The following is a 12,153-nucleotide window of genomic DNA, read 5'->3' as shown; positions in this document are numbered from 1 at the left end:
AAAGTTAAAAAGCTTAAAAAAAACTCTACGCGTGTCCCATTTCAGAAGCAAGATAAGTTGGATCGATACCCATGCGTGTTAAACTTTTATCATATTTGCAGCTTAAATCGCTTTCAAAAAGAAAACTAGGTGATGTAGAACTGATTAGCCACCCATTTGTAGAAATTTCTGCCTCAAGTTGCCCCGCTTTCCATCCAGCATAGCCTAATGCGACCAGTGCATGTTGCGGACCTTGTTCGCAACTGATCGCTTTTAATATATCAATTGTCGCAGTAAAACAGATCTTATCTGCAATAAAAACAGTTTCTTCACAAGCATAATCATCTGAATGAAGAACAAAACCACGCGAAGTATCAACAGGACCACCATAGCGAACTGGAAACTGTTTTATTGGTTCAGAAAGACTTTTTTTTTGGCCACTGTCTATGATTCCTAAGTGAAGCAAAAGCTCTGGAAAATCAATATGATGCAATTGATTGAGAATGATGCCCATCGCACCGGCATCAGAATGCGCACAAATATAAATAACAGAACGAATAAAGCGTTTGTCATTCATCCCAGGCATTGCTATGAGTAATTGTCCACCTAAAAAGCCATTACACCGCTTCATTAATCTGTTATTCTCCATAATTTACATGATAAAAGTTTGTTCATTTAGCACACTAGGAAAATAAAACTCCAATGAAAAAAAGTTATATATTTACAAATTTACAAAATATCGCAACTTTCTTTTATAAAAAGCTTTTAGTTACTTTAAGCTTAACATTCATAGTTTTAGAATTACTTAACATTCCTGTAAATGCTCAAACAGAACAAAAACTCCAGCTTTTCGCAACATCTTGGTATGAATCAGATGGTGGTCGTATCCGATTAGCGATCACTGAACCTTCTTTTTCTGGAATAAGAGAAGGCATTATTGAAATTGAGCTTAAACCAGGATGGAAAACTTACTGGCGTAATCCAGGTAATTCTGGCATGGCACCATTTTTTAATTTCAACCAACAGATTTCTTATGAAATCTTTTATCCTACTCCACAGCTTTTTGAAACAGAAAATGATTGGTCATTAGGTTATAAAGATAAAGTAATATTGCCCTTCAATCTTTCTAGTTCAAGCAAAAATTTAAGTGGTGCTTTCACTCTTGGATTATGTCACAAAATCTGTCTTCCATTTACTGTTAACTTTGATTTTTCGCCATCTGCTCTTAAAAATAAACAGCTTCCTGCTTCCTTCTTAAAAAAGGCGCAAGATTCTTTGCCACGCATGGCGCAGAATGCACTAAAAATAAGTGCCGAAAAAAATAACAGTACCCTTCTTATAAAAATACAAAGTAATAACAAAACCACTCCTTCCTCTCTCTTTTTAGATGGAGGAGAAATGCAAATTGGAGCAGCAAGAAAAGTCAGTGATAACGCAGAATATACACTCTTTAGTGCTCCACTCTATTTCGCACCAGAAGAAATAAACCAAAAAATTTTTTATACAGTTTCTTTTAAAGATCACGCCTTAAGTGGAACATTCATATTCCATACGCAGCCAACCCCTCTTGCGTCTCCGTGATAAAAGAAAAAGCTCTCAAACAGCAATTATGCTGGAAAACGTCCATTTTCACGATATTGAGTAATTGCTTTGCGAGCAAGGGCATCTGCGCGTTCATTTTCTGGATGTCCCGCATGCCCTTTTACCCAGTGCCATCTAACTGTATGACAAGAACTAGCATCCTCAAGAGCTTGCCATAGCTCCATATTTTTAACAGGATTTTTTGATGCGGTGCGCCAATTATTCTTTTTCCAATCTTCAATCCACTTAGATATACCGTTACGTACATAAATTGAGTCTGTATAAAGATCGACCAAACAGGGCTCTTTAAGCACCTTTAATGCACAAATTGCCGCCATGAGTTCCATTTGATTGTTTGTCGTATGGACCTTACCGCCATAAAGCTCCCGTTCATGACCATTCCAACGTAAAATTGCCCCCCACCCTCCAATTCCAGGATTCCCTGAGCAAGCACCATCTGTATAAATTTCAACGACTTTTTGTTGAGTTGCCATAAAATTTAAAAACCTAATTCACTTAGCGAATTTACATTACTGAAAAAACAAAGCTTGTGCCAATACTCCCATGGATCTTTCTTAATAACAAAGCTATTAGGCGGTGTATTAAACCAATCATATAGACGTGTGAGTAAGAAACGTAGAGACGCACCACGAGCTAATAAAACCATCTTGTCCAATTCTAAAGGGATCAATGGTCTTATTTTTTGATAATTTTCCAATAACTTACGTGCTTTGGTAAGATTATAGGAATGATCAGGCTCAAAGCACCAAGCATTTAAACAGATCGCTAAATCATAAGCAAAAAAGTCATTACAAGCAAAATAGAAATCTATCATCCCAGAAAGACGATGATTCACAAAAAAAACGTTATCATTAAATAAATCTGCATGAATAATGCCTATTGGTAAATTGAACGGCCAATTTTCCTGTAAAAAAGCCAATTCCAACTCAATTTTTTGTCCAAATTCTTTTAACAATGCCTCTTCTTTGGTTTGACAACGTTGCCACAATACCTGCCAATCCATAACAGAAAGAGTATTTTTACGACTGAGTGTAAAATCCTGTCCTGCTAAATGCAATTGTGCTAACCCCCTCCCCACTTCGCCACAATGATCTATGTTGGGCTGGCGGATCCACTCTCCTTCCAGAAAAGTAATAATAGCAGCAGGACGTCCTGCTAATTCTCGGATCATCATTCCATCATTTTGAATAACAGGTTGAGGACAAGGAATTCCACGTTGTCCTAAATGCTGCATCAAGCGACAAAAAAAAGGTAAATCATCTTTTGAAATGCGCTTTTCATAAAGTGTTAAAATAAATCGCCCTTGTGTTGTCTCTAACATAAAATTAGAATTTTCAATCCCCTCTTCTATACCTTGATAAGACAAAAGTGATCCTATTGCATAACGTGTTAAAAACACTTTTAAATCATTTGGGTGAATATCTGTATAAACGGCCATTATTCTGCTTTCGTTGTAGACATGTCTGTATTCTGATTTTCATTTTTTGCATTATTTTCTTGACCATTGACGAAAGCCATATCTTGAGACGTTAAAATGACGTCACGTAATTCGCGACTCACTAAAAATTTTTCCGTTTCTACCGCTGTTTCAGCTAATTCTATTGTGACATCATAACGCTCACGAAATGCTGAAATAATTTCATCAATAATAATTTCAGGAGCCGAAGCCCCTGCTGAAAGACTGACAATAGAAAGAGATTTTAGGTTTTCAAAATTAATTTCATCAGCGCGCTGAACTAAAATAGCTTGTCGCGCACCAGACTTTTCGGCAACCTCTACTAAACGTCGTGAATTAGAAGAGTTTGGTGCTCCAACAATCAAAAACAAATCACTCCCCTTTGCTGCAGCTTTAACCGCATCTTGTCGATTCGTTGTAGCATAGCAAATTGATTCAGCCGCTGGGGCTTCTAATGTAGGAAAACGTTGTTGTAATATATCGATAATTCCTGCAGTATCTTCAACAGAAAGCGTTGTTTGTGTAACAAATCCTAATTTATCTGGATCATTGGGTTGATAATGCAAAGCATCTTCTATCGTTTCAATAAGCGTCACAACCCCTTCTTCAAGCTGTCCCATTGTCCCTATCACCTCAGGATGACCAGCATGACCAATCAATATAACATGACGACCATGACGTTGATGTCGTATCGCTTGTTTATGAACTTTCGAGACCAACGGACATGTTGCGTCGAGATAAAACAAATTATAGCATCGTGCTTCTTCTGAAACAGATTTTGGTACACCATGAGCAGAAAAAACAACTGGTTGATTGCGATGTTCTTCTGGAATCTCATTAAGTTCTTCGACAAAAACAGCACCCCGTTGCTGTAATCCCTCAACCACGTAGCGGTTGTGTACAATTTCATGACGAACATATACTGGAACACCATACTTTTTTAATGCAAGCAGAACAATCTGGATAGCACGATCAACCCCTGCACAAAATCCACGTGGACCACAAAGACGTATCGTTAAAGGGGGAAGTCCAGACATAAATCATCCTTAATCTCTATAGTTTTAGCTATATATTCAAACAACCTATTATTATACATGAATAAACAATGTAAAAAAACGTGCAATATCATCTTTTGCATAAGAACACACTCTATCGTGTTCTCTTACAGCATTTTCTTGAAGAAAAGCTCTTTTAAAATTTGTTCTTTCATTTTACGCAACTAAAGAGCAATAAAATACCAAACAAGAGATTCAATCAAAAGAATTCCAAAGATAGCTGCCAAATAAAGTAACGAAAAGAAAAACGTTTTTTTGGCCATCAAAATAGTTTCATTATGTGTATCAGCTTTCCATAAACGATAGGCAAAATAAATAAAGATAATGCTTAAAATTGTTGAAAAAATACCATAAAAAATTCCGCCAAGACCAGTAAAGCAAGGAGCAGCAGCACACAATGTCATCAAAATAGTATAAAATAAAATCTGTTTTTTTGTTGAATGTTCACCTCGTACATTAGGCATCATAGGGATACCTGCTGCCTCATAATCAAGAGATGAAAATAAAGAAAGAGCCCAAAAGTGAGGGGGGGTCCACATAAAAATGATTAAAAATAATAAAAAGCTATCAATACTCACTGTCCCTGTTGTCACGGCCCATCCAATCATTGGTGGAAAAGCCCCAGAAGCACCACCAATAACAATATTTTGTGGTGTGATACGCTTTAACCAAATTGTATAGATAACGACATAAAAGAAAATCGTAAACGCAAGAAAAAATGCCGCAAACCAATTAATGAAGCTCCCCATAACCAATACCGAGAGCATAGAAAGAACCATGCCAAAAATAAAAGCCTTTTGGGAGCTGATTTTACCCATGGGAATAGGACGCTTTTTAGTCCGTTCCATCACAGCATCAATGTCAGCATCATACCACATGTTCAGAGCTCCCGCACCACCGCCACCAGCAGCAATACATAAAATTGCTAAAAAACCATACCACGGATTGATAGGAACAGGCGATACAAGCAAACCAACCAGAGCCGTAAAGACCACAAGAGACATAACACGTGGCTTTAATAATGTAATATAATCACCAATACCGGATTTTGGTGGCGTTGATTTACCATTCACAACCAATAACTCTTCTGAAACTGACATTCCACTCAAAGCCCTTTTCCATTTTTGTCATTCACAAACCCAATATTACCTGACAAATATTATCTAGCGTATGGAAATGACCAATTAAGACCAATCGTATTTTTGAGAAAATATGAAATATCTCTTTCGCACGTCTCCCCTAAAAGTAAATGGAAATATTGGCAATAAAAATACATTTTTTCAATCAACGTTCTATCCACATTACAAATGTATCATAAAAACATATCATATGAATTAATATATTTGGGTAAATACTGATTTTGTGTTATAGTTTTTTATGGGGAATTCATTTTCTTATGTAAATCTATGCATGGTTGTGGGTATTGAGTCGGATAGGATTTTCTGTGATACTTTATAAATTACTCAAAAAAACTTTTTTTATTGGTGCTGTTCTTTACACACTTTATAGTAGTTTTATCAGTCATGCATTTGCACAAACACCCTATGCACAAGATGTCCCTGCTCCGCAAACCTATGGTGCATGGACAAAAGTGTGTTCTCTACCACCAGGTACACCTAACATGCAGTGTGAAGTTGTACAAAACGTTCACACACAAGGGCGTCAAGATATTACCTTGCGCGTTACATTTTATAAACTTCCTCAAAAGCAAGGTGCTTTGATGCGTGTTTTTGTTCCGATTCGCGTTGAATTACGTCCTGGCGTTGGAATTAAAATTGACGATAAAAATATGGGCAGAATGGAATATCGTCGTTGTCTTGGTGATAATTGTGTTGCTGAAGCCTTTCTTAAAGAAGACATATTGCAGCTCTTTTTAAAAGGAAAAATGGCAACCTATTTTATCTTTACAACTCCTGAACAAGGGATTGGAGGTTTTGTTGACCTTCATGGTCTTGGTGACGCCTATGCAACCTTACCGACATGAATGAAATCAATACATTTTAAACAATCAAAATCTCATCGTATATTTTGAAAGATTCTTAAAATTAGATTGATAAAAATCTTCGAAGCACCCATAAAAATAGGATAATTCTTATGAAATCGCTGATTGATCATTTTGATATTGCTTCCTCTAAAGTGCAATCACTTATACAGGAAACACTTCATCATGCTGATGATGGTGAGCTTTACCTTGAGTATATAGAAAGCGAAGCTCTTTTATTTGATAATGGACAGCTTAAAAACGGCTCATTTCATCAAGATATGGGATTTGGACTACGCGTTGTTGCTGGAGAGGCTACTGGATATGCTCACTCTAGTGAGTTATCAGCTGCTGCACTCAAACGTGCCAGTGAAGCTGCTAAAGCTGTTACCTATAATAATCATGCAGGGACTTATAGCATAGCACCTCAACAAACAAACAAAAGGCTTTATCAACCGCATAATCCCCTTGATGCTCCATCATTTGAAGAAAAAAGTGCTCTTTTGCAAAAAATTGATGCCTATTTACGTGCTAAAAATGATAAATTGCATCAGGTGACTGTTTCTCTTTCCGGCTCGCTACAACATGTTGAAATTTTACGTGCAGATGGTTATTTTGTTCGTGATATTCGTCCCCTTGTGCGACTTTCTATATCTGTGGTCGCAGCTGAAGGCAATCGTCGTGAAAATGGTTTTTATGGATGTGGAGGGAGACAAGCATTTAACCAATTTATTCATGAAGACAATTGGAAAAAAGCCGCGGATGAAGCCTTACGTATGGCTTTAACAAATTTAGAAGCAGAAGCAGCACCTGCTGGATCTTTTGATGTTGTCTTAGCGAACGGATGGCCTGGTGTTATGCTCCATGAAGCCGTAGGTCATGGTTTAGAAGGTGACTTTAACCGTAAAAAAACATCCGCTTTTGCTGGACTTTTAGGACAACAAGTTGCAGCAAAAGGTGTTACAGTTGTTGATGATGGAACAATTCCACAATGCCGTGGCTCTCTCACTGTCGATGATGAGGGGACCCCTTCAGGATATAACGTTCTCATTGAAGATGGAAAACTCGTTGGTTTTATGCAAGACAGGCTTAATGCACGGCTTATGGGAGGTAAATCAACTGGAAATGGACGGCGTGAATCTTATGCTTATGCACCAATGCCACGAATGACCAATACAATCATGCTAGGAGGAGATAAAACACCTGAAGAAATTCTTTCTTCACTTAAAAGTGGTATCTATGCTGTTTCATTTGGTGGAGGACAAGTTGATATTACTTCCGGAAAATTCGTCTTTGAATGTACTGAAGCATACCGAGTAGAAAATGGTAAAATTTGTGCACCAATCAAAGGTGCAACTCTTATTGGAAATGGACCGGATGCTATGAAACGTATCACAATGATTGGTAATGATAGTAAACTAGATAATGGTATTGGTATGTGCGGAAAAGCAGGGCAAAATGTCCCTGTTGGTGTTGGTCAACCTCATCTTCGAATCAATAATATGACAATCGGTGGAACTGCGCTTATAGAGGAATAAGCTTGCTCATTCCTTCCCAGTATTGCCTCCTTCTCGTCTATTACGACCACTTTGTGAGGGGGATGATACAATGAATTGATTTATAAAGATAATCTAGCGTTATTCATATTGTATTAGAACCTTGAGTCCCGTAAGATTTTCTCATTTTAATCTGTGTCTGTTAGATCAATCAAAATCATTCGTTTATACGTTACAGGCGGGGAGAGTTATATGGATAAAAACTGTACAAGAAAAGACTAAAGATTCCTCTTATGGTCCGTCTCAAGTACCAAGAGTTTTAAGAAACATTAGGGGATGGCAAATATAACGACGGCACAGGCTTATTCAGACACATCTTCTTCGTAATACATTAGTCTTTTGTGTGGGGTCACTTGTCTTTTATATTTCATAATAAAAAAGCTTAAAAGAAAAAACACTTTCTACATTCAGTGCTCTTAATTCAACGAGAAAAAGGTTATTATTATAGATAAATTTTGGAAAGATTTTATAATAATACACAGGTCAACTTTTAAAAAATCTTCATAGCATTAAAAAATTTTAGGCTAAAGTTTCCAACCTTTCTTTTTTTTCTTTTTGCTCAAAACAGCAACAATTTCGACATGTGGTGACCATAAAAATTGATCAATCGGTATGATTTTTTCTACTGTATACCCCCCTGAAACAAGAAGAGATAAATCACGAGCAAATGTAGTAGGATTACAAGAAATTGCCACAATACGTGATACTGTTGTCTTCGCTAATTCACGTACTTGTTGCTCTGCACCAGCACGGGGAGGATCAAAAACAACACTCTCAAAACATTCAAGTTCCTTTACAGAAAGGGGATGTCGGAAAAGATCACGTTTTTCACAAGTGACCGTTTTTAAACCAGTCGCAAAACGTGCTGCTGTATTTAGATTTCTTAATGCATCTTCATTATTTTCTACTGCATGAACATTCATCTTTTTTGCCATACGCAAGGTAAATGTTCCTACCCCTGAAAACAAATCAACAGCATTCTTTGCTTTTTTTAAATGAGTCAAAATAATATTGCCCATTATATTTTCAGCTTCACAAGTTGCTTGCAGAAAACCACCAGAAGGAAATTCAACACGGATATCTCCAAAGTAAATCTCTGGTTTTTCTCGTTCAACCAAAACTTCACCGTCAACAGATAAACGTATAATCCCATATGAAAGAGCAGCACTGATCATTTTCTGACGAAGTGATTCATGCTGTATAATGCAACCGCTTAAAGCAACATCTAAACCATTTTCAACACATGTTATCGTAACATGAAACCGTTTGGCAGAGCTCTTTAGAAAAGCACAGAGCTCTCTGATATTATGCAACTGAGAAATAAGCTCTGGACGGCTTACTGGACATTCCTCAAGAGCTACAATCTCATGAGAGAGATAACGGTTAAAACCAACTTTTTGCCCCTGTGGGGTCATGGAAGCTGTTAGAGTAATCCGCCGTCGGCTATAAGGTTTACATTCTATTAAAGGCGCAACAACATTATTAAGTCCATACTTTTTAAGCGCCTCAACAACCAATTGTTGTTTCCATACGCGATAAGCATCCATATGCCAATGCTGAAGAGTACACCCTCCACATTCTCCAAAATGCTGACAAAAAGTATCAATGCGTTCTGATGATTTTTCTTTTAATGTTATATATGTTGCATATTTTCCATGAACAGTAATTTCAGCACACTCTCCTGGTAAAGTAAAAGGAACATAAACGAAGCCGTGAGACGTCTTAGCAGTACCATAACCATTTGCTCCGATATAATCGATTATGACATTGTCATTCACTCTTGTTTTTCTCCAAATAGTAAATATTCCATGTTGCCATCACCACCTGTAATAGGGGAAGAAATTAAATCTTTTGCACTCCACCCTGTTTGTGTATTTAACCAAACAAAAAGCGCCTCAGCAGTTTCTTTAGCACTTGATGGACTTAATATTCCTCCCTTACTAAAGTGTTTACGACCAACCTCAAACTGAGGCTTTACCAGTAAAACAGCTTGGGCACCCTTCTTGGCTAAAGACAAAACAGGAGGCAATGCAAGTTTGAGAGAAATAAAGCTAACATCTGAAACGATAAGATCAATTTCTCGCCCACCTAAATGTTCCTGTTTAAAAGCTCTGACATTCAAGCCTTCTAATAACGTTATAGCACTGTTGCCCAATAAACGTTTATCAAATTGATGATGCCCAACATCAACGGCAATGACATGATCTGCTCCACGCTCTAAGAGAACTTGCGTAAAACCACCTGTTGATGCACCAACATCAATGGCTGTCACTTTGTCCGTTACAATTGGAAATGCATCAAGTGCAGCAATCAATTTTAACGCTGCCCGAGAAACATAATTCTGCGCTGGATCACAAACGGTAATCTCTGCATCATCAAAAACGATTTGCCCAGCTTTAAAAACGATTTCTCCGTTAACTTTAACAGTTTGGCGCATAATTGCATCACGTGCGCGTGAACGTGTCGTAAAAAAGTTTTTTTCAACTAAAAAAATATCGAGTCTTTTTCTGGAAGCCATCTCATACTCGAATTTTCTATCCTGCTCGAATCTCGCGTCCCAAAACAGCAAAAACCGTGCTTAAAATACCCATAGCGTCAAGTCCGACACGTGAAAGAACTTTTTCTGGTGAACCATGATTCAAATATTCATCAGGAAATTTTAGTGTACGAACTTTCAAACCATGCTCTAAGAGCCCTTCTTGCGCTAAAAATTGTAATATGTGCGCTCCAAATCCACCGATTGCCCCTTCTTCAATTGTCACCAATACCTCATGCTCACGTGCCAAACGACGCATCAAATCCTTATCTAAAGGTTTTGCAAACCGTGCATCTGCAACCGTTGTAGACAATCCTTCAGCCTCCAACGCATCAGCAGCTTGCAACACTTCTGACATCCGCGTTCCAAAACAAACCAAAGCGATTCTATTTCCTTCACGCAGAACGCGCCCTTTTCCAATTTCTAATAACTCACCACGTTGCGGTAAATCTATACCAATCCCCTCACCACGCGGATAACGAAAAGAAATTGGTCCCTGATCATAAGCTGCAGCTGTACGCACCATATGCATCAGTTCAAGCTCATCAGAAGGTGCCATAACAACAAAGTCAGGAAGAGTGGCCAAAAAAACAATATCAAAACTTCCAGCATGTGTTGCACCATCTGCCCCCACAAAACCTGCTCGGTCAATAGCAAAACGTACCGGTAATTTTTGAATTGATACATCATGAATAATTTGATCATAAGCACGCTGTAAAAAAGTAGAATAAATTGCAACAAAAGGCTTATACCCTTCACAAGCAAGTCCTGCCGCAAAAGTTACGGCATGTTGCTCAGCGATACCAACATCAAACATTTTTTCAGGAAATTTTTTCGCAAAAGAATCAAGGCCTGTTCCTGTTGGCATCGCTGCTGTTATGCCAACAATCTTATCATCATGGCGAGCTTCTTCTATTAAAGCTTTAGAAAATACCTTGGTATAGGGTAGAATATTACTTGATGCTTTTATCTGTTTTCCTGTCGTGACATCAAAACGATTAACACCATGATATTTATCAGATGAGGCCTCTGCAGGTGGATATCCCTTTCCCTTATGGGTTACAACATGCACCAAAACAGGACCATTAGGATATTCACGAACATTTTTAAAAACAGGCAATAAATGCCCCAAATTGTGCCCATCTATGGGTCCAACATAATAAAAGCCAAGCTCATCAAATAAAGTTCCCCCAACCAAAAGTCCACGCGCAAATTCCTCTGAACGACGGGCTTTATCCAAAAAAAACTTTGGCAATTTTTCGCTCAACATCTTTACGCGTTCACGCAAATGACGATAAGAAGGACGAGACACTAATCGTGCAAGATGTGCACTCATAGCACCTGTAGGTGGTGCTATAGACATATCGTTATCATTAAGAACAACAATCAAGCGTGCATTCAAAGCACCAGCGTTGTTCATTGCTTCATAAGCCATGCCCGCAGACATTGCACCATCACCAATGACAGTTATGATATTGCGTCTTGTCTCTGCTTTCAAAGCACTTGCCACCGCCATACCAAGCCCCGCTGAAATAGAAGTAGACGAATGCCCCGCTCCAAATGGATCATACACACTTTCTGAACGTTTTGTAAAACCCGATAATCCGCCCTCTTGACGTAATGTGCGAATTTTTTCTCTACGCCCCGTTAAAATCTTGTGTGGATAGGTTTGATGACCAACATCCCAAATAATCCTATCCTCTGGTGTATTAAAAATATAATGTAATGCAACAGTGAGCTCAACAACACCAAGTCCCGCCCCAAGATGACCACCTGTTACAGAAACCGCATCAATTGTTGCGGTCCGCAACTCATCAGCCAACTGTACCAAATCAGACTCAGGCAATGCCCGCAAATCTTGCGGAAAACAAACACGGTCAAGCAATGGTGTTAAGACCTGAGACAAAAAAAATCCTTTCTATTATCTTAACTCAAGAAAACACAATGATAAAAATATATCTTCTCTACTCTTTTATTTACAGTTTTGC

Annotated in this window: 11 protein-coding genes; 3 read left to right on the top strand and 8 right to left on the bottom strand. The window is 38.1% G+C overall.

Annotation, left to right across the window (positions count from 1 at the left end; all coding sequences use genetic code 11):
* Positions 1-25: 25 nt before the first annotated feature.
* A complete protein-coding gene (locus ACFINU_RS06100) occupies positions 26-610 on the bottom strand; it encodes a YqgE/AlgH family protein (RefSeq protein WP_375618404.1) in 585 nt (194 codons plus the stop codon).
* 71 nt (positions 611-681) lie between these two features.
* Here ACFINU_RS06100 and ACFINU_RS06095 point away from each other — a divergent pair, with 71 nt between their 5' ends.
* Positions 682-1,560, top strand: coding sequence for a protein-disulfide reductase DsbD domain-containing protein (locus ACFINU_RS06095; RefSeq protein ID WP_375618405.1), 879 nt, complete (start codon positions 682-684; stop codon positions 1,558-1,560).
* Positions 1,561-1,586: 26 nt separating this feature from the next.
* On the opposite strand, the gene rnhA is transcribed toward ACFINU_RS06095, so the two are convergent.
* The 4 genes from rnhA to cyoE all read right to left on the bottom strand — a co-directional run bounded on the left by rnhA (position 1,587) and on the right by cyoE (position 5,192).
* Positions 1,587-2,054, bottom strand: a complete 468-nt coding sequence (gene rnhA, locus ACFINU_RS06090) for a ribonuclease HI (RefSeq protein ID WP_375618406.1) — start codon at positions 2,052-2,054, stop codon at positions 1,587-1,589.
* A 5-nt stretch (positions 2,055-2,059) separates the two neighbouring features.
* Entirely contained in the window at positions 2,060-3,019 is a 960-nt protein-coding gene (locus tag ACFINU_RS06085; RefSeq protein ID WP_375618407.1) for a homoserine kinase, read from the bottom strand.
* Positions 3,019-4,074 carry a 4-hydroxy-3-methylbut-2-enyl diphosphate reductase gene (ispH, locus tag ACFINU_RS06080; protein ID WP_375618408.1) on the bottom strand — a complete coding sequence of 352 codons (1,056 nt, stop codon included), beginning with the start codon at positions 4,072-4,074 and terminating at the stop codon, positions 3,019-3,021. The genes ACFINU_RS06085 and ispH overlap by 1 nt, the downstream gene beginning before the upstream one ends.
* Before the next feature lie 182 nt (positions 4,075-4,256).
* A complete protein-coding gene (gene cyoE / locus ACFINU_RS06075) occupies positions 4,257-5,192 on the bottom strand; it encodes a heme o synthase (protein WP_375618409.1) in 936 nt (311 codons plus the stop codon).
* A 344-nt stretch (positions 5,193-5,536) separates the two neighbouring features.
* Between cyoE and ACFINU_RS06070 the strand changes: the two genes are divergently transcribed.
* Together ACFINU_RS06070 and tldD are read left to right on the top strand one after the other, a co-directional pair.
* Positions 5,537-6,076: an invasion associated locus B family protein gene (locus tag ACFINU_RS06070; RefSeq protein ID WP_375611128.1), complete on the top strand. Its 540-nt coding sequence runs from the start codon at positions 5,537-5,539 to the stop codon at positions 6,074-6,076.
* Positions 6,077-6,186: 110 nt separating this feature from the next.
* Positions 6,187-7,611 (top strand): metalloprotease TldD, encoded by a 1,425-nt coding sequence (gene tldD, locus ACFINU_RS06065; protein ID WP_375618410.1) that lies wholly within the window; start codon positions 6,187-6,189, stop codon positions 7,609-7,611.
* 542 nt (positions 7,612-8,153) lie between these two features.
* Here the strand turns inward: tldD and ACFINU_RS06060 are convergent.
* From ACFINU_RS06060 to dxs, 3 genes are read right to left on the bottom strand one after another with little or no spacing between them, the layout of a single operon-like run.
* Entirely contained in the window at positions 8,154-9,407 is a 1,254-nt protein-coding gene (locus ACFINU_RS06060) for a class I SAM-dependent RNA methyltransferase (protein WP_375667454.1), read from the bottom strand.
* The gene (locus ACFINU_RS06055) at positions 9,404-10,147 is read right to left on the bottom strand and encodes a TlyA family RNA methyltransferase (protein ID WP_375618411.1); all 744 of its coding nucleotides are present in this window, start codon (positions 10,145-10,147) and stop codon (positions 9,404-9,406) included. Before ACFINU_RS06055 ends, ACFINU_RS06060 begins: the two co-directional genes overlap by 4 nt.
* 16 nt (positions 10,148-10,163) lie before the next feature.
* Entirely contained in the window at positions 10,164-12,071 is a 1,908-nt protein-coding gene (gene dxs / locus ACFINU_RS06050; RefSeq protein ID WP_375618412.1) for a 1-deoxy-D-xylulose-5-phosphate synthase, read from the bottom strand.
* Between the last annotated feature and the right edge of the window lie 82 nt (positions 12,072-12,153).

It is taken from the genome of Bartonella sp. AC130YNZD (assembly GCF_042196865.1).
Classification (GTDB): Bacteria; Pseudomonadota; Alphaproteobacteria; order Rhizobiales; family Rhizobiaceae; genus Bartonella.
This window is presented reverse-complemented; position numbering and strand designations above follow the sequence as displayed.

Coding starts and splice junctions, on each gene's coding strand:
- ACFINU_RS06100 (WP_375618404.1), bottom strand. CDS start 610: ATGAAGCGGTGTAATGGCTTTTTAGGTGGACAATTACTCATAGCAATG.
- ACFINU_RS06095 (WP_375618405.1), top strand. CDS start 682: ATGAAAAAAAGTTATATATTTACAAATTTACAAAATATCGCAACTTTC.
- rnhA (WP_375618406.1), bottom strand. CDS start 2,054: ATGGCAACTCAACAAAAAGTCGTTGAAATTTATACAGATGGTGCTTGC.
- ACFINU_RS06085 (WP_375618407.1), bottom strand. CDS start 3,019: ATGGCCGTTTATACAGATATTCACCCAAATGATTTAAAAGTGTTTTTA.
- ispH (WP_375618408.1), bottom strand. CDS start 4,074: ATGTCTGGACTTCCCCCTTTAACGATACGTCTTTGTGGTCCACGTGGA.
- cyoE (WP_375618409.1), bottom strand. CDS start 5,192: ATGTCAGTTTCAGAAGAGTTATTGGTTGTGAATGGTAAATCAACGCCA.
- tldD (WP_375618410.1), top strand. CDS start 6,187: ATGAAATCGCTGATTGATCATTTTGATATTGCTTCCTCTAAAGTGCAA.
- ACFINU_RS06055 (WP_375618411.1), bottom strand. CDS start 10,147: ATGGCTTCCAGAAAAAGACTCGATATTTTTTTAGTTGAAAAAAACTTT.